The 16,221-nt window shown below is 42.1% G+C and carries 19 protein-coding genes; 11 read left to right on the forward strand and 8 right to left on the reverse strand.

Features of this window, described 5'->3' with window-relative positions; translation table 11 throughout:
* The first annotated feature begins 64 nt into the window (after positions 1 to 64).
* On the forward strand, positions 65 to 736 hold the full coding sequence (radC, locus tag ACAY00_RS13245) for a RadC family protein (RefSeq protein ID WP_371374616.1): 672 nt from the start codon (positions 65 to 67) through the stop codon (positions 734 to 736).
* A 73-nt stretch (positions 737 to 809) separates the two neighbouring features.
* Here radC and ACAY00_RS13250 read toward each other — a convergent pair whose 3' ends face one another.
* A complete protein-coding gene (locus tag ACAY00_RS13250) occupies positions 810 to 1,709 on the reverse strand; it encodes a neutral zinc metallopeptidase (RefSeq protein ID WP_371374619.1) in 900 nt (299 codons plus the stop codon).
* Positions 1,710 to 2,137: 428 nt separating this feature from the next.
* Here ACAY00_RS13250 and rpmB point away from each other — a divergent pair, with 428 nt between their 5' ends.
* Positions 2,138 to 2,374 carry a 50S ribosomal protein L28 gene (gene rpmB, locus ACAY00_RS13255; RefSeq protein WP_371374621.1) on the forward strand — a complete coding sequence of 79 codons (237 nt, stop codon included), beginning with the start codon at positions 2,138 to 2,140 and terminating at the stop codon, positions 2,372 to 2,374.
* 11 nt (positions 2,375 to 2,385) lie between these two features.
* A complete protein-coding gene (gene rpmG, locus ACAY00_RS13260; RefSeq protein ID WP_348391045.1) occupies positions 2,386 to 2,541 on the forward strand; it encodes a 50S ribosomal protein L33 in 156 nt (51 codons plus the stop codon).
* A gap of 109 nt (positions 2,542 to 2,650) precedes the next feature.
* Here rpmG and ACAY00_RS13265 read toward each other — a convergent pair whose 3' ends face one another.
* Entirely contained in the window at positions 2,651 to 2,953 is a 303-nt protein-coding gene (locus ACAY00_RS13265; RefSeq protein ID WP_371374624.1) for a hypothetical protein, read from the reverse strand.
* A gap of 176 nt (positions 2,954 to 3,129) precedes the next feature.
* On the opposite strand from ACAY00_RS13265, the gene mutM reads away from it, so the two are divergent.
* Positions 3,130 to 3,945: a bifunctional DNA-formamidopyrimidine glycosylase/DNA-(apurinic or apyrimidinic site) lyase gene (gene mutM / locus ACAY00_RS13270; protein ID WP_371374627.1), complete on the forward strand. Its 816-nt coding sequence runs from the start codon at positions 3,130 to 3,132 to the stop codon at positions 3,943 to 3,945.
* A 114-nt stretch (positions 3,946 to 4,059) separates the two neighbouring features.
* On the opposite strand, the gene coaD is transcribed toward mutM, so the two are convergent.
* Positions 4,060 to 4,530 carry a pantetheine-phosphate adenylyltransferase gene (gene coaD / locus ACAY00_RS13275; protein WP_371374630.1) on the reverse strand — a complete coding sequence of 157 codons (471 nt, stop codon included), beginning with the start codon at positions 4,528 to 4,530 and terminating at the stop codon, positions 4,060 to 4,062.
* A 311-nt stretch (positions 4,531 to 4,841) separates the two neighbouring features.
* Here coaD and ACAY00_RS13280 point away from each other — a divergent pair, with 311 nt between their 5' ends.
* Positions 4,842 to 5,504, forward strand: a complete 663-nt coding sequence (locus tag ACAY00_RS13280) for a TetR/AcrR family transcriptional regulator (RefSeq protein ID WP_371374633.1) — start codon at positions 4,842 to 4,844, stop codon at positions 5,502 to 5,504.
* Between the two features lie 81 nt (positions 5,505 to 5,585).
* Here ACAY00_RS13280 and ACAY00_RS13285 read toward each other — a convergent pair whose 3' ends face one another.
* The gene (locus ACAY00_RS13285) at positions 5,586 to 6,344 is read right to left on the reverse strand and encodes a 3-deoxy-D-manno-octulosonic acid kinase (protein WP_371374636.1); all 759 of its coding nucleotides are present in this window, start codon (positions 6,342 to 6,344) and stop codon (positions 5,586 to 5,588) included.
* A 45-nt stretch (positions 6,345 to 6,389) separates the two neighbouring features.
* Between ACAY00_RS13285 and ACAY00_RS13290 the strand changes: the two genes are divergently transcribed.
* On the forward strand, positions 6,390 to 7,439 hold the full coding sequence (locus tag ACAY00_RS13290) for a glycosyltransferase family 9 protein (RefSeq protein ID WP_371374639.1): 1,050 nt from the start codon (positions 6,390 to 6,392) through the stop codon (positions 7,437 to 7,439).
* Here ACAY00_RS13290 and waaA read toward each other — a convergent pair.
* Positions 7,436 to 8,716 carry a lipid IV(A) 3-deoxy-D-manno-octulosonic acid transferase gene (gene waaA, locus ACAY00_RS13295; protein WP_371374642.1) on the reverse strand — a complete coding sequence of 427 codons (1,281 nt, stop codon included), beginning with the start codon at positions 8,714 to 8,716 and terminating at the stop codon, positions 7,436 to 7,438. The two genes, ACAY00_RS13290 and waaA, sit on opposite strands and share 4 nt — an antisense overlap.
* Positions 8,717 to 8,997: 281 nt before the next feature.
* Between waaA and ACAY00_RS13300 the strand changes: the two genes are divergently transcribed.
* The 5 genes from ACAY00_RS13300 to ACAY00_RS13320 all read left to right on the forward strand — a co-directional run bounded on the left by ACAY00_RS13300 (position 8,998) and on the right by ACAY00_RS13320 (position 13,098).
* Positions 8,998 to 10,191 carry a glycine C-acetyltransferase gene (locus tag ACAY00_RS13300; protein ID WP_371374644.1) on the forward strand — a complete coding sequence of 398 codons (1,194 nt, stop codon included), beginning with the start codon at positions 8,998 to 9,000 and terminating at the stop codon, positions 10,189 to 10,191.
* 10 nt (positions 10,192 to 10,201) lie between these two features.
* Positions 10,202 to 11,227: an L-threonine 3-dehydrogenase gene (tdh, locus tag ACAY00_RS13305; protein WP_371374647.1), complete on the forward strand. Its 1,026-nt coding sequence runs from the start codon at positions 10,202 to 10,204 to the stop codon at positions 11,225 to 11,227.
* Between the two features lie 105 nt (positions 11,228 to 11,332).
* Positions 11,333 to 11,665 (forward strand): thiosulfate sulfurtransferase GlpE, encoded by a 333-nt coding sequence (gene glpE / locus ACAY00_RS13310; RefSeq protein WP_371374649.1) that lies wholly within the window; start codon positions 11,333 to 11,335, stop codon positions 11,663 to 11,665.
* A 7-nt stretch (positions 11,666 to 11,672) separates the two neighbouring features.
* Entirely contained in the window at positions 11,673 to 12,527 is an 855-nt protein-coding gene (gene glpG, locus ACAY00_RS13315) for a rhomboid family intramembrane serine protease GlpG (RefSeq protein WP_371374653.1), read from the forward strand.
* Positions 12,508 to 13,098, forward strand: coding sequence for a chorismate--pyruvate lyase family protein (locus ACAY00_RS13320; protein ID WP_371374656.1), 591 nt, complete (start codon positions 12,508 to 12,510; stop codon positions 13,096 to 13,098). The genes glpG and ACAY00_RS13320 overlap by 20 nt, the downstream gene beginning before the upstream one ends.
* 1 nt (position 13,099) lies before the next feature.
* Here ACAY00_RS13320 and ACAY00_RS13325 read toward each other — a convergent pair whose 3' ends face one another.
* The 3 genes from ACAY00_RS13325 to ACAY00_RS13335 all read right to left on the reverse strand — a co-directional run bounded on the left by ACAY00_RS13325 (position 13,100) and on the right by ACAY00_RS13335 (position 16,213).
* Complete coding sequence (locus ACAY00_RS13325; RefSeq protein WP_371374659.1) at positions 13,100 to 13,915, reverse strand: LytR/AlgR family response regulator transcription factor; 816 nt, start codon at positions 13,913 to 13,915, stop codon at positions 13,100 to 13,102.
* 49 nt (positions 13,916 to 13,964) lie between these two features.
* Entirely contained in the window at positions 13,965 to 15,110 is a 1,146-nt protein-coding gene (locus tag ACAY00_RS13330; protein WP_371374663.1) for a sensor histidine kinase, read from the reverse strand.
* 197 nt (positions 15,111 to 15,307) lie between these two features.
* The gene (locus ACAY00_RS13335) at positions 15,308 to 16,213 is read right to left on the reverse strand and encodes a glycosyl hydrolase family 17 protein (protein ID WP_371374666.1); all 906 of its coding nucleotides are present in this window, start codon (positions 16,211 to 16,213) and stop codon (positions 15,308 to 15,310) included.
* Positions 16,214 to 16,221 lie beyond the last annotated feature (8 nt).

Genomic DNA, 16,221 nt, shown 5'->3' on the forward strand with positions numbered 1-16,221 from the left:
ATTAAGACCAAAACATTCGATTATGGTTTGGAAACTTCGGCACATCAACCGCAAGGATGCGACTATGTTAAAAGATTGGCCTGTGGCTGAACGCCCCCGTGAAAAATTACTTTCCTTAGGAAGTCAAAACTTAAGCGATGCCGAGCTTCTGGCAATATGCTTACATACTGGTGTTAAAGGGATTAGTGTGGTGTCCCTTGCCCGCCAAGTGTTAACGTCATTTGGGGGCTTACATAATTTGTGCATTAGTGACTGTGAACAATTTTGTCAGCATCATGGCCTAGGCAAGGCACAGTACGCCAAACTGCAAGCTAGTTTAGAGCTTTCTCGGCGCTATCTAGCCGCTCAATTGCCTATCGGAATGCCATTAACCAGCTCGGCCAATACCAAGCATTATTTGACCTCACAACTGAAACACGAACCGCATGAAGTGTTCGCCATGTTGTTGTTGGATAATCAGCACCAAATCATTGCTTTTCAGAAACTATTTTTTGGTACCATTGATGCCGCTACGGTATACCCAAGGGTTGTGGTCGAGTCGGTGCTAAAGCACAAAGCCGCCGCCGTGATTTTTTCGCATAACCACCCCAGTGGCATCGCAGAACCCAGTATCGCCGATAAACAGATCACCCAACGATTAATTAAGGCCCTAGCACTGATTGATGTACGCGTTCTTGATCATATTATTGTCGCGGGTCACTTAACCTGCAGCTTTGCCGAGCGAGGTGAATTGTAATCTTTGTTAAACCTTCTTTTACTCGGTTACTTTAATGATAAGACTCGTCAAATCAACGTGTACGTTTGAGGTCTTACAACCGCTCTGTTGCAAAGGTATTGCACTGATTAAAGTCACCCGTTTCAAAGCCTTTACGAAACCAACGTACCCTTTGCTCAGAAGTTCCATGGGTAAAACTGTCTGGGGTTACCCGCCCCCGCGCTTGTTTTTGCAGCCTGTCATCACCAATCGCTGCCGCAGCAGTAAGCGCTTCATCTAAGTCTCCCGGTTCTAACATGTTTCTTTGATTATCAGCATGATAACCCCAGACGCCGGCATAACAATCCGCTTGCAGTTCAAGTCGCACCGACAGTTGATTGGCTTCTGCTTCACCAACGCCTTGTTGCGCACTGCGTACTTTTTGGGTTGTTCCCATCACTTTTTGTAAATGATGCCCAACCTCATGGGCAATAACATAGGCTTGGGCAAAATCACCTGGGGCGCCATGACGATTTTTTAAGTCTTGATAAAATGATAAATCAATATATACCTTTTCATCGGCCGGACAGTAAAATGGCCCAATAGCCGCGCCGGCCATACCACAAGCAGATTGCACGGATTGAGTGAACAGCACCAGTACCGGTTCACGATAACTAAGCTGTTGCTGTGATAACAACCGATTCCAGGTATCTTCGGTATCCGCTAAAATAACCGCAACAAATTCGCCTAATTGTTGCTGCTCTGCGGTTAAAGGCGCATTGGCACTGGCTTGTTGGTCAGAACTTAAACCAGGCGCTAGATTAAGGTTAAAACCCAACATATGGGCGGCAACATAACCGATGACCCCAACAATTAAAACAAACCGACCAACCTTTGTTTTTATTAGCATAGGAACAAATCGAACAACCCCAGCGAGAAGCCCCCCAGATGCCGCAACCCTTTGACCACGACGATCATCAACATTTGAACTTTTTCGTTTACCTTGCCAACGCATAGTCCACCTCCGAACATATCTCGCTTAAAATTTAGCAGTGAACTGGCTCGAATCCCAATTTAAACTAAGGTTGTGGCTAGAATATCGCTATCAACAGTCCATTATGGCGACGACCGATAAAGACTTACACAGGCAAACTGACCGCTTTTTTGCTATGTTTTTCACAACAATGCCATAATTTATGTTGGGTTTTTCAGCAAATAACCGTATAATCGCCGCAAAATTGAATATCAGCCTAATTTGTAGCCGATAAAGCTTGACCATTTTTTAGGACGTCTATATAATTTGCGACCTTTTTCAGGCTCCTATAGGCGACGGCCTGAGGAGTTGATATCGATTCAGATATCAAAGTATCAATTGATACTTTTAAATATGTCTCGATATAGTAAACAAGCTCGAGCTGAAAATTAATTATTGGAGTGACTCACATGTCTAAAGTTTGCCAAGTAACCGGCAAGAAACCGATGGTAGGTAACAACCGTTCTCACGCGTTAAATGCTACTCGTCGTCGTTTTTTACCAAACCTACAAACCCACCGTTTTTGGGTTGAAAGTGAAAACCGTTTTGTAAAATTACGCTTAACTCCGAAAGGAATGCGTATTATCGATAAGAATGGTATTGATTCTGTATTAGCAGATATCCGTGCCCGTGGCGAAAAGATCTAAGGAATTAAACCATGCGCGATAAAATCCGTTTAGTTTCATCTGCAGGCACTGGTCATTTTTATACTACTGACAAGAATAAAAAGACTATGCCAGAAAAGATGGAAATCAAAAAGTTTGATCCACGCGTTCGTAAGCACGTGATCTACAAAGAAGCTAAAATCAAGTAATTGATCTTTCTTCAAAAAAAAGCCCGTTTAAACGGGCTTTTTTTTTATCTTAAAATCTCAATAAGTTTATATTTTATAGCAATCCCATTAAGTTTTTGCACAACACAGATTACAGTTCAGATTCTTCTTCTTCGGATTCTTCTGTTGCATCCTTTTTCACATCTTTAATATCTTTGCCTTCCATTAACAGCAGCAAGTCAGCAAAGGCTTTACGTAAATTCAGTGCCACGGAGCGTGGAAAACTGGTCTTATTACGAGTGGCTTTGTAATCGGCATTAAATACCTTTTCAAATGCTTTTTCGACCGACTTAGGATCATCTAGGTCAACCTCTGGCGCGGGCTTGCCCAGTTTAGTGTAATATTCAACGTATAATTCGTCGATTTGAGATTTTACCGATTCAATTCTTTCCATAACGCCTCGCTTGTATCTGAGCTCGGATTAAAACACTGAGTTTATAAAACTGCATATTTTTAAAGTTACATTTTTTTAACTTAATAGCAATCTCTTTTGTACGATAAATGTACTGACTTTTGCTAACCCGATAAATACGATAAGATGGTCATTTAGCTCATTGACAAAAACACCGTATGCCAGAACTCCCAGAAGTCGAAGTGTGCCGTCTTGGCATAACACCACACATTCTTAAGCAAACCGTCACTAAGGTTATCGTTCGGCATTGGCAATTACGTTGGCCGGTCAGTGCTGACATCAATGACATCTGTGGTCATCAAATTACCCAAGTCGAACGAAGAGCGAAATATTTGCTCTTAAAGACGAAAGTCGGAACGTTAGTACTTCATTTAGGTATGTCTGGCACCATAAGAGTGATAGATAAAACGTTGCTAGCACAAAAGCACGACCACTTTGATTTAGTCTTAGACAACAATAAAGCTCTCAGGCTAAATGACCCCCGTCGCTTTGGCGCAGTGTTATGGCTCACCGGTAACGTGCAAGAGCACCCATTATTCGCTTCAATGGGGCCAGAACCTTTGCAGAGCGATTTTACTGAGAGCCATTTGTACCTAAGCTCCCGTCAACGTAAAACCCCGATTAAAAACTTTATCATGGATAATAAAGTGGTGGTTGGTGTGGGTAATATCTACGCCAATGAGTCGTTATTTTTAGCCGGTATAAAACCCACGGTTGCCGCTGGTAGCATTAGTAAAGCACGCTATGTAACATTGACTCACATTATTAAGCAAGTGTTAGCCAAAGCAATCACCCAAGGCGGTACTACCTTAAAAGACTTTACTCAAGCGGATGGAAAACCTGGCTATTTTGCTCAGTCGCTACAGGTTTATGGCAGAGCCAAACAACCTTGCGTACAATGTAAAACGCTTTTAAAAGAAATTAAGCAAGCAGGAAGAGCAACGGTTTATTGCCCCCAATGTCAAAAACGTTAAGAACATACCTAAGCGGTATTGGAGCTGGGTGTTATGAGAAAATCACGGGAAAAAACATCAATGCACCTGCTAAAGCTATAAAATCATAACAGATGCACCGATTCTTATATTTGCTTAGCCAGCAAGTTTTTGTTTTACCACTGGGTGGACAAACTCACTCACGTCACCGCCATGCAGTGAAACTTCTTTGACTAAGGTCGATGAGATAAATGAATTTTCTTCTGCGGGGGTTAAGAAAACGCTCTCTAATTCTGGGTATAAACGGCGATTCATATTGGCCAATTGAAATTCATATTCAAAGTCGGAAACCGCTCTTAACCCTCGAATAAGAACCTTTGCCCCCGTTTCTTTGGCGAAATCAACCAATAAACCACTAAAGCCAATCACCGTAACATTATCGAGATGGCTGGTGATTTGTTCTAACATTTCAACCCTTTCTTTTAAATCAAAGCGAGGTTGTTTACTCGGGCTCGCCGCCACACCAACAATCACTTGGTCAAAGAGTTGCGCCGCTCGTTCAATAAGGTCGGAATGACCATTGGTAACAGGGTCAAACGTGCCGGGGTAAATGGCTTTATGTTTCATAATCATTTTCGGTTAAGATTTGTATTTTAATATTCTACCTTGCCCATTCGGTAAATCAAATCATCAAGGACAATAAACGCCTGTTTGAGCAATCAAATCCGGGCGAGAAAACCATCATTTAACATTGAAACTAAAGTAAATACTCAATAATACTTTCTATTAATTGTAAATTAATAGTATCATTGATAACCAAATCAACTGGTAACGAATTTTTAACATTCTAAGCCTGCTGATTTTTAAATCGGTCGTACACCAAAACAACAATAACGACCTAGCTAGACCTATTTACAACCATAAGAGTTCGCTTATTAATGAAAACCAGAGAAAGAATCATCCGAGCCAGTATCGAATTGTTCAATAAAAATGGGGAACGTAACATTACGACAAATCATATTGCCGCTCATTTAGGCATTAGCCCAGGCAATTTGTATTATCACTTTCGTAACAAAGAAGACATTATTTTTGCGATTTATACCGAATACGCTGATGATTTAATTTCAAAGTTTGATTTACTTGATGACATCTCCCATCCATTGGAGAGCATCATGAACTATATGGATATCGTCTTTCAGCTAGTATCAAAATTTCGATTCTTTTACAGTAACCTACCCGTCCTATTAAGTAAAAATCCAGCCCTTAAAAAACGTTACAGCGAGATCCAAAAACAGATCGCAGTAAAAGTAACTGCGATGTTATTGCAGCTCAAAGATGCGGGTATTTTAAATATCAAAGAAGAAGAGTTGGACGATATCACCTGCTTGCTTCGGCTAACCACCACCTTTTGGTTAAGCTATTTGCAAACGCAACAAGATGAAACACTTGTCGATGACGCCAATTTGTACGATGGCCTACTGAAAATTTTTGCCCTCCTTAGTCCGTACATTACTGACAACGCAAGAGCAGATTTTGAACGAGCAAGAAGCCACTACATTGCGCTTGAACAAAAATCTAAGCAGCCGCAACAACAGCTTTAGGCAGTCACTCTGCGGGTAAAATTCTAAGTGCAACATCATTCATTTTGCTGTGGTACTTAGAAGGTTAAGATCTCGGGCTTGCTATGCTCTACCTTCATAGCCATCCATTAGCCACTGCCAATTTTGCGGTTGCCAATGAAAAGGTTTACTTGAGCTTTTATGTAAGCCATTTTCTTTTTCAAAAGAACGTAACAGGCGCTGCAAATTCTGTTTTTTCCAGCTGGATGATGTTGCTTTAATCGCGCCTTGGTCAAAATCAATTAACCAAACTTTATCTTGATGGTCGAGCATGATGTTATGGGCATTTAGATCGTGGTGATAGACCTGCTTATCATGAAATTGACGGATCACTTGACCAATTTTATGCCAATAAGCTTGCGCCATGGGTTGTGCTCTTAAAACCCCAACTAAATCTTTAGCCCCGGGGATAAGTTCGATCATAATATCAGCTTGATAACTTAAACCATGACGTTTTATTTGCAGTGCGATCGGCTTTGGCACTGGAAGTTGTTCTTGCTGAAGCTGAGCTAACAATTGATATTCTTTGGTTGCTCGGGTGTGAGCTAACGCGGTGTATAAATAATGATCTTTATTGATTTTTCCAACCAGACCACCACGTAAGTAATGGCGCCAAACCAAGTTGACGTTAGGGTGTGACAAAAACCAACTGGTTCCTCGGCCTGTTGCACTGCCAATAATCGCCTGTTTTTGTTGCCAATATTCAATAGTGAACATCGATGGACAAAAATCATCAAGTAACTCTGGATTATATAACCAGATAAATCGGCCTTTTTTCAGCAGTTTTACTGAGGATTGTTTTACAAATCTTGTCAGGTTCAAGATAATAGACCTTATTCATTTATCGTTTAATGTGGTGAAACTTTTATGCTCAGTCAAACCCCAGATATCAAATCATTATGCATCCTTAGACTGTCAGCGATAGGGGATGTCTGCCACGCTGTGGCTATGGTACAACAAATTCAAAAACAATATCCAGATATTCATATTACCTGGGTTATTGGCAAAGTTGAGTATTTATTATTGAAAAACTTGCCTGGGGTTGAATTTATTGTTTTCGATAAGAGTGCTGGCTGGAAAGGCTATAAAGCATTAAAAGAGCAAATGAGAGATAAATACTTTGACGTCTTATTGCATATGCAAGTGGCATTAAGAGCAAGTATTGCCAGTGTATTTATTCCAGCGAAAGTCAAAGTCGGTTTTGATAAACGTCGAGCGAAAGAGGGGCAATGGTTATTTACCAATAAAAAAATTGCACCTCAAACCAGTGCTCATGTACTCGATGGCTTTTTGGGCTTTGCTCAAGCAATTGGGGTCGCTCCACAAGCGCCAACCTGGTTAATGCCCTTTGGTGAAGATGACAGAACATGGGTAAAAGAGCAGATAAACAACGCCCAGCCTTATGTGGTCATCAGTGCAGCCGCCAGTAAAGCAGAGCGCAACTGGCATGTTGAAGGTTACGCAAAAGCTGCTCAATACTGTACTCAAAAAGGCTTTCAAGTGATACTTTGTGGCGGACCGACTGAGCTAGAAAAATCACTGGCCGAGAACATCATCAAGCAATGCCCAAGTACACTGCATAATTTGGTCGGAAAAACCAGTTTAAAACAATTATTGGCCGTGCTTGAACACGCCAGTTTTGTTATCGCCCCAGACACTGGTCCCGCCCATATGGCCGTTACCGTCAATACGCCGGTTATTGGTTTATATGCCCACTCAAATCCGCAACGAACTGGCCCTTATACTTCTTTGCAACATGTGGTGAGTGTTTATGAACAAAGCATAAAAGCGCAAACAGGTAAGTCAGCAGAGCAACTGTCTTGGGGCACTCGCGCTAAAGGTGAATTAATGCACCAAATCACTTTTGAAATGGTGCAACAAAAAATCGATAATTTGATCCTGCAATTAAATCGCTAATTCAATAATTGCGCTAAAGCTTCGATACTTTTTTGGGTGGCGCCCTGGTTTTGAGCCACGACGTCTAAGCCCTGCGCCCCCATTGCCCGACAAATGGACGGCGAATGTAACAATCGAGTCAGCTCTTGGGTAAGATCTTCATTAGCGCCCAACTGCACTAAAGCCTTGGCGACTTTTAATTTTTGATTGATTTCAACAAAGTTACTCATATTAGGGCCGACAATGACAGGCTTAGCGAATAAGGCTGGCTCTAACGGATTATGGCCACCAACATCATAAAAACTGCCTCCAATCACACAAACATCCGCTAAAGCGTAAACCGCAAGCAACTCACCGAGCGTATCAATTAACCAGACATCATCGTGTTCGGTTACATTGGCCTGCTGACTGCGTCTGACCACTGATAAGTCTTGTTGCTGTGCTAACTTGGCGACAGCATCAAACCGTTCAGGATGGCGTGGTACCAGCACTAATAGTAATGATTTATCATGTTGTTTTAAGCGTTTAAAGCTGTCGATGATCAGTTTTTCTTCATTCTGGTGGGTGCTGCCGGCCACCACAATTTTGCTTTGCTTTGGGATGTACGATAATAACTCGGCTCTTTTACTTTCCAGCGCCTTATTAATCGCCATATCATATTTTAAATTGCCGCTATTACGCACCTTGTTAGCGCATGCTCCTAAAGCGATAAAGTTGTTGGCGTTGTCTTCACTTTGACACAGTATCTGCTCTATTTTATTCAATGCTGGGCTTATCAACCAGCGCAGTTTTTGATACGAGCGCATTGAACCTGCCGACAAACGACCATTAATTAATAGCATTGGGACATTGCGCTGATAACAACGATGGATCAAACTTGGCCACAATTCCGTTTCCATCAAAACCAACGCTTTGGGCTTTAAAGTTTGCAAAAACCAGTGAACCGATAACGGATTATCTAATGGAATGTAGCAATGCTGAACTCTGGTTTGAAATAATTTCAGCACTTGTTCTGATCCTGTCGGGGTAAAGGTTGTGACGGTAACTGGAGTGTCAGGGTGTTGTTGTAACACCGCCTCAATAAAAGGTTTGATTGCTAGAACTTCACCGACACTGGCGGCATGAATCACAATAGAGCCAGAGTTAAATGTTCTAGGGAGAATACCAAAACGCTCTTTCAGTCGTTGCCGATAAGCCTTTTGACTGGTTGACCTGAATAATAATACCAACACCAGCACAGGGGTTAGCAATAAGATAATGAGCTGATATATACGTAACGAAAATTGTTCTTTATTCAAGGTTTTGGTCCCATCATCAGGGTGTTAAATGACTTTAGGCTTGAGTATATCATCTAGTTAATCGATTTTTATAGCCAAATCCTGTCAGCAAATTGGATCAACGCAGCACTCAACTATAATCTTTGCAAGGCCGTAATTTTGTCACGATAAAATAAACGGCAGATGGCAACAAAAATTGCCAAAAAAACCGTATATTTAAAGGTCTTTGGCTAGTAACTTTACCAGTAAAAACATACAATGGCGCAAAAATTTATAACCATAATCGAATTTCCGAGGCTGATATGTCATCCACATTTCTTTCCCACTTACAACACCAGATTGATGAAGTAAAACGTGATGGTCTTTATAAGGCTGAACGTGTGATCACAACCGCACAACAAGCCGATATTGCCGTTGCCAGTGGCGAGCAGGTTATCAACTTTTGTGCCAACAACTACTTAGGGCTGGCCAATCACCCTAAATTAATTGAAGCGGCAAAGAAAGGGTTAGAACAACATGGTTTTGGGATGGCATCGGTACGCTTTATTTGTGGTACTCAAGACATTCATAAAACCTTAGAGCAAAAATTAAGTGCCTTTTTAGGTACCGAAGACACGATTTTGTATTCATCGTGTTTTGATGCAAACGCCGGTCTTTTTGAAACTATTTTAACTCAGGAAGATGCGATTATATCTGACGCCCTCAATCATGCTTCAATTATTGATGGTGTTCGTTTGTGTAAAGCCAAGCGTTTTCGTTATGCCAACAATGATATGGCCGACTTAGAGAAGCAATTAATTGCGGCCGATGAAGCCGGTGCACGCTTTAAGCTGATTGCAACTGATGGTGTGTTTTCAATGGATGGGGTTATTGCCAACCTAAAAGGCGTATGCGATTTAGCCGATAAATATAATGCCATGGTCATGGTCGATGATTCTCACGCTGTTGGCTTTGTTGGCGAACAAGGCCGTGGCTCACATGAATACTGTGAAGTCATGGATCGTGTGGATATTATTACCGGAACCCTAGGCAAAGCGATGGGCGGTGCCTCAGGTGGTTACACCTCTGGTAAAAAAGAAATCATTGAATGGTTGCGTCAACGTTCACGTCCTTATTTATTTTCCAACTCATTAGCGCCTGCTATTGTTAACGCCTCGATTAAAGTCCTAGAACTGTTATCAGAAAGTGGCGACTTGCGTGCCAAGGTAAAAGCCAATGCAGCGTATTTTCGTGAAAAAATGGAAGCCGCCGGCTTTACCTGTGCAGGTGCTGACCATGCTATCGTACCCGTGATGCTGGGCGATGCCAAAGTCGCATCGACGATGGCCGACAAATTACTTGCAGAAGGCATTTATGTCATTGGGTTCTCGTTTCCTGTGGTTCCTAAAGGGCAAGCCCGAATTCGAACTCAAATCTCTGCGGCCCATACCAAAGAGCAATTAGATAAAGCCATTTCCGCCTTTATCCGTATCGGTAAAGAAATGGACATTATTTAAGGGGATAGCAATGAAGTCTTTAGCGAAATTAAAACCTGAACCGGGTATTTGGATGACTGACAGCCCAATGCCGGAAGTAGGTCATAACGATTTATTAATTAAGATTAAGAAAACCGCGATTTGTGGCACCGACATCCACATTTACAATTGGGACGAATGGTCACAAAAAACCATCCCTGTGCCTATGGTTGTTGGCCATGAATACGCCGGTGAAGTCGTAGGTATGGGCCAAGAAGTAAAAGGTTTTAGCATTGGCGATAGAGTCTCAGGTGAAGGCCATATTACCTGTGGTCATTGTCGTAATTGTCGTGGGGGGCGCACGCATCTATGTCGTAATACCGTCGGTGTTGGCGTCGACCGTAGCGGCAGTTTCGCCGAGTACTTAGTAATTCCTGCGTACAATGCATTTAAATTGCCCGATGAAATAAGCGATGATTTAGCGGCTATTTTTGACCCGTTCGGCAATGCTGTCCACACTGCCCTATCGTTTGATCTTGTCGGTGAAGACGTATTGATAACCGGCGCAGGCCCTATTGGTATTATGGCGGCTGCAGTGGCCAAGCATGTCGGTGCCCGACATGTGGTTATTACCGACATCAATGAATATCGCCTCGACTTAGCCAGAAAAATGGGGGCTACTCGTGCGGTTAATGTCAGCAAAGAAAGTTTAACCGATGTCATGGCCGAATTAAAAATGACGGAAGGCTTTGATGTTGGTATGGAAATGTCTGGTGTTCCGATGGCATTTCGTGACATGTTGGCCAATATGAATAACGGTGGTAAAATTGCTATGCTCGGGATCCCAGGGCAAGACATGGCCATTGATTGGAGCCAGGTGATCTTTAAAGGTTTAACCATCAAAGGCATTTATGGTCGAGAAATGTTTGAAACCTGGTACAAAATGGCGAGCTTAATTCAATCAGGGCTTGATTTAACGCCAATCATTACGCACCACTACTCTATTGACGATTTTCAACAAGGTTTCGAAGACATGCTGTCTGGCAACTCAGGCAAAGTTATTCTTAATTGGGAATAACCTCGACACCATGACAAAAGCTTTATCGCAACGATAAAGCTTTTGTTCACATCTGCAAGCAAACCCCTTAAGCTATATACTAAAGACTCTAACGAGAGAAATACTGTGCAAACATCTGAGACTTTTAAACACATTAATGCCGAACAGGTGCACCAACAACTTGGTAATGACGATTGGGTCATTTTGGATATTCGCGACCCGCAATCTTTTGCCAACAGCCGCATCCACGGTGCCATTCACCTGACCAATGATAACCTTAGTGACTTTGTTCGCAACGCCGACCTAGACAAACCAACGGTGATTTGCTGTTATCATGGCATTTCATCACAACAAGCGGCCAATTATTTGGTGTCACTCGACTTTAGCGAAGTGTATTCGCTAGATGGTGGTTTTGAGCATTGGCTTAAACACTACCCTGACGCAATCGATGTAGGCTAATTGGTCTATGGTACCTTTTGTTCACATTCCCAAACGTAATGTTGCCGTGTTGTTTAGCGATTATCTAAATAGCATTGGTATTAAATCCACCGTACAGCCCTATCGTTATGACGATGAATCAGGGAGCGACGAAGGTTGGAGTATTTTATGTGAACAGGAGCAAGTCGATACGGCAACGTCTGAGTTTGAACATTTCATCCGCCAGCCCAACCATCCTAAATATCAACAATCGGCTTGGCATAGCTCACAACCCGTTGAACTGGGTAACAAGGGTCATACTCGTCAAAGTATTGCCAACAGTTTTGTCGCCCAAGCGGGGGTGTTTACGATCAGCATCTTTGCACTTTGCTGGGTGGTTTTTGCCGTTACTTGGCTGTATAACCCTAACCTAAGCTTTGCCTTATTAATGTTTAATCAAGGCGACATTGCGCAAACATTTAGCCAACCTTGGCGCTTTTTCACCCCTGCTCTTTTTCACTTTTCACTATTGCACATCGCGTTTAATACTATGTGGTGGTGGCAACTGGGTGGGATGATCGAAAAGCAATTGAGTATGAGCACCATCGTCTGGTTGTTTGTCTTATCAGCGCTCTTATCGAATAGTGCCCAGTTTGTGATCTCGGGACCCAACTTTGGTGGTCTCTCTGGCGTGGTGTATGCGGTATTGGGGTTTGTTTGGTGGTATGGCTATTTACGCCCAAGCTCTGGTATTGAATTATCAAAGTCAATTATCGGCTTTATGCTGTTTTGGTTATTGCTTGGGTTTACCGATTTCATGCCAATAAATGTTGCCAACACCGCCCATTTAGTCGGATTATTAACAGGGATAGGTTACGCCTTTTATGTCTATAAAAGATCCTAAAGCAGACGAATTTGAACTGCTTAAGACCCACTTTCCAATAGGGTTAAACGTCGACTGGCAAGATGTAAGTCAGGCACCAAACAACGCGGTATTAAATGATTGGTTGCTCGACTTGACCTCGTTAACCGCACGTTTAAAAGCTAATTGTACTCATTTTCAGGTTAAACTCTTAGGTCAAAAGATAGAAGCTTGTCAGCCCCATGAAGCTAACGACAGCATTGCGGTTAATGAGCAAGTACTGGTTCGTGAGGTGGTATTATATTGTGACCACAAGCCGCAGGTATTTGCCCGCAGTATCCTGCCCCTGAGAAGCTTAACAGGTAATCAACAAAGTTTAAGTTGTTTAGGCGAGCAAGCTTTAGGTCAAGTGTTGTTTAGCGATCCAAAATTACATCGAGAAATTTTGCAAGTTACCCAATTACCAGCAACAGGTAGGTTAACCGAACTGGCGGCCATTATTGGCCTCAAAGTGGAGCATAGTTTGTGGGGTAGACGTTCTTTATTTACCATTGAAGATAAGCCTTTAATGGTCGCCGAAGTGTTTTTACCGGGCGCCCAGGCCTATCGATAACTCACATCAGAAACGTCTTAATCACATCACGATAATTGCGACTTACTTTAACTTTATCAAACTCACCTAGCATCAAATAAAACTCACCTTTAGGCAGTGGGATAACTTTTTCGATAAAGTTCAAGTTAACAATGGTGGAGCGATGCACACGTTTAAAAATACTGGGGTCGAGTTCGTCAAGCAGGCTTTTTAAAGTGCTGCGCTTGATATGGGTAACGCCTTTAACGTGTAGGCAAACATAATCACCAGCGGCATCAATCCATTCAATTTCTGATTGTTTAAGCAAGGTGATATCGTCTCGCTCTTTGATCACAATCTTACGTTCTTTCTGATCGTTAAAAGCCAAATCTCGGATATTAGACGACGGTCCATTATTGGCGTCTTCATCGTCTTGCTTAAAACTGTCCATCGCACTGATGATACGATTCTTATTGTCTGTTTCAGCTTCCATTTCAAGGCGCGAGCGCACCCGTTCAATGGCTCGTTCGATACGTTCGTTATCGACCGGTTTTAATATATAATCAACCGCATGCACATCAAACGCATCAATGGCGTAACGTTCAAACGCGGTAGTAAATACCACCAAAGGCATGATGTCATTCTGTAACTTCTTGATCACCATAAAGCCATCAATACCTGGCATTTGAATGTCTAAGAACATTAGATCAGGTTCAAGTTCGGCGACCGCTTCAATTGCCTGGCGGCCATTTTTACATTCGCCAACGATGTCAATCTCTGGGAATTTTCGTAATTTGGCTCGCAGTAAATTAAGAGCTAAAGGTTCATCATCTACAATTAATGTTCTTATTTTACGCATTCAATCCAATCTCTTTTAGTGCCTTTGGCGGGTGTCATGGTCACTAAACTCAAAAATCATATTTTTCCAATAAGCACTCATATGGTATATCAATCGTGGTTTTTAAACCACCCATAGGCAGTAGATGTAAATCAAACAGATAGTCACTTTTATAAAGAACCTTCAATCTTTCATCGATGTTCTTTAAACCTATACCTCGACCGGTTTTACTGGTTAATTTACTCTTATTGATGCTTTGCCCGGTACCCGTATCGCTAATTTCGATGATTAAGCGCTGATCTTGCACCTGAGCCCGCAAGCTGATGGTACCGCCATCTTCATTTTGGGCGATTACATGCTTCATTGAATTTTCAATAATAGGTTGCAATAACAAACTGGGAATGTGTGCCGATTTCGCTAAAGCATCGATATTGAAATCTAATTTCAGCCGATCTTCAAAACGGGTTTTCTCAATTTCCAAGTACAAATTTAGAGCATGTATTTCATTTTCTAGTGAAATTTTAGTATCGGGGTTATGATCAAGAGAATAACGCAAGAAGTTACTTAATTGCACCGTTACCCGTTGGGCTTTTTCAGCTTCATCACATTCAATTAATGAGTTAATGGCATTAAGGGTATTACACAAAAAGTGCGGGTTTAATTGGTAGCGCAGCATCTTGATTTTGGCGTCTCTTGCAACCGTTTGCGCCATCATTCGCTTAACTTGCTCTTCTCGAGCTTCAGCTTCAGCTTGCAGCATAATATCGTGTTCTGCTTGTAATAGCTGATAATAACGCAAGCCATGAAACACCCCAGTCCAACAAGCAAAGATAAAAATACTGCCAAAAGCCCAGTTGCCAAAGTCAGACCATAAACTGCCAGCACCGGTCATTAACGAAAAAGAGTGGATGCGCAGCGCCGTCCAAAGTAATGACACGGTGAACAAAGCAATAATGGCAACAAGCAGTCGACGACGGTAGGGCCACTCCCAAATATGTCGATATAACACCACCAAAGGTAACGACAAAAACATCCCCAATACAGCTTGTAAGCCGGTATGCGCAAGGTAAATTAAGCCATTTTGGTCATACCAAATTGACAAAGTAAACACACTCACAAAGCATAAGAACGCCCAAAAACCTAATTGCATCCACCAAAACCGCTGAACTGAGCGAGTAAAGAAATTATTTAAAATGAGCGATTTTAGCTTGTTCATATTTATTGCCATTAAAAAATCTGTTAAAGAACATACCATATATTTCATGCCCTGTTACGATCAGATCTTACCTAATTTGTTACAATCGGCGATTTTACATTCAATTTTCGCCGGACAAAAGCATAAAAAAAGCTTGCCGGAGTAAACAGACAAGCTTTCAGAAAAAGCAATATTTTAGCGCTCAACAGAGCTAAAAACTAGCGTTGCGTAATGACCAACTTTGGGGTTCTATCTTCAAAGTATAAGCCCCAGTGTTTTTCAGGCTCGCTGGCATCATCTGAGCCTTTCCAAGGTTCATCAAATGCTTCAAAAACAAACGTAAGGATCTCTTCACTGCCAGTCCAACGCAGTAATTGGCGAATGTATTCAGCCTGAATTTCTTCGGAGGCATTCCAACGTTCAATACCACGGTTGTTAGAACGGGTTGTCCAACCAGCTTCGGTGATCACAACTTTCTTATGTGGATAACGATCGGCTACTGCATAATAATTTTGTTGAGTATAAGCCAAGGCATCACGCAGAGTCTTATACTCCCACGCTGGGTAGGTATGAATACAAATAAAATCCACAACCTCAACCAAAGGTTCAAGCTTTCCTAACCAAGGTACATAGTTTTCACAAAAACTTACCGGCTGTTTCGCTCCCGCTTTAACTTGCTTTGCATACGCCACCAGCGCATCGACAGAAACCATATGGTCGTTCCAATCAACGCTGGCTTCATTACCTATCGATAAGGCTTGTACGGTTTCTGGGTACGCATTAGCAAACGCAATTAAGGTCGCGATATTTTTTTGGTTTCTGCTAGTATTTTCAGCCAGTTGATGATCTGGGTATACACCGCCCCAAGGACAATTAGGGTTATTTATTTCTGCGCCTAAATCGGCTCCTAATAAAACCTTAAGCGCTAACCCTTCGTGCTTGATCACTTCAAGCACGGTTTTGGCGTGTGTAGAGCAGTCGTATAAGCGTATGTAATCCCAGTCGTTAGCTAAAATCAACAAGTCTTGTTTGACTTGTTCATAACTTGGGTATGTTTCGGTTCTTGGATCTTGCCCTTTTCGGTAACCCGAATAACAAATTGCTCGTCCAAACTGCTCTAACATGTGTGTCA

This window comes from Thalassotalea sp. 273M-4 (assembly GCF_041410465.1).
GTDB lineage: Bacteria > Pseudomonadota > Gammaproteobacteria > Enterobacterales > Alteromonadaceae > Thalassotalea_A > Thalassotalea_A aquiviva.

Excerpts from the sequence above, each read along its gene's own strand:
- ACAY00_RS13320 (WP_371374656.1), top strand. The coding sequence starts at position 12,508 with ATGTCTATAAAAGATCCTAAAGCAGACGAATTTGAACTGCTTAAGACC.
- ACAY00_RS13335 (WP_371374666.1), bottom strand. The coding sequence starts at position 16,213 with ATGTTAGAGCAGTTTGGACGAGCAATTTGTTATTCGGGTTACCGAAAA.
- ACAY00_RS13280 (WP_371374633.1), top strand. The coding sequence starts at position 4,842 with ATGAAAACCAGAGAAAGAATCATCCGAGCCAGTATCGAATTGTTCAAT.
- ACAY00_RS13265 (WP_371374624.1), bottom strand. The coding sequence starts at position 2,953 with ATGGAAAGAATTGAATCGGTAAAATCTCAAATCGACGAATTATACGTT.
- rpmB (WP_371374621.1), top strand. The coding sequence starts at position 2,138 with ATGTCTAAAGTTTGCCAAGTAACCGGCAAGAAACCGATGGTAGGTAAC.
- ACAY00_RS13325 (WP_371374659.1), bottom strand. The coding sequence starts at position 13,915 with ATGCGTAAAATAAGAACATTAATTGTAGATGATGAACCTTTAGCTCTT.
- glpG (WP_371374653.1), top strand. The coding sequence starts at position 11,673 with ATGGTACCTTTTGTTCACATTCCCAAACGTAATGTTGCCGTGTTGTTT.
- ACAY00_RS13330 (WP_371374663.1), bottom strand. The coding sequence starts at position 15,110 with ATGAACAAGCTAAAATCGCTCATTTTAAATAATTTCTTTACTCGCTCA.
- mutM (WP_371374627.1), top strand. The coding sequence starts at position 3,130 with ATGCCAGAACTCCCAGAAGTCGAAGTGTGCCGTCTTGGCATAACACCA.
- rpmG (WP_348391045.1), top strand. The coding sequence starts at position 2,386 with ATGCGCGATAAAATCCGTTTAGTTTCATCTGCAGGCACTGGTCATTTT.
- tdh (WP_371374647.1), top strand. The coding sequence starts at position 10,202 with ATGAAGTCTTTAGCGAAATTAAAACCTGAACCGGGTATTTGGATGACT.
- ACAY00_RS13300 (WP_371374644.1), top strand. The coding sequence starts at position 8,998 with ATGTCATCCACATTTCTTTCCCACTTACAACACCAGATTGATGAAGTA.
- coaD (WP_371374630.1), bottom strand. The coding sequence starts at position 4,530 with ATGAAACATAAAGCCATTTACCCCGGCACGTTTGACCCTGTTACCAAT.
- radC (WP_371374616.1), top strand. The coding sequence starts at position 65 with ATGTTAAAAGATTGGCCTGTGGCTGAACGCCCCCGTGAAAAATTACTT.
- ACAY00_RS13250 (WP_371374619.1), bottom strand. The coding sequence starts at position 1,709 with ATGCGTTGGCAAGGTAAACGAAAAAGTTCAAATGTTGATGATCGTCGT.
- ACAY00_RS13290 (WP_371374639.1), top strand. The coding sequence starts at position 6,390 with ATGCTCAGTCAAACCCCAGATATCAAATCATTATGCATCCTTAGACTG.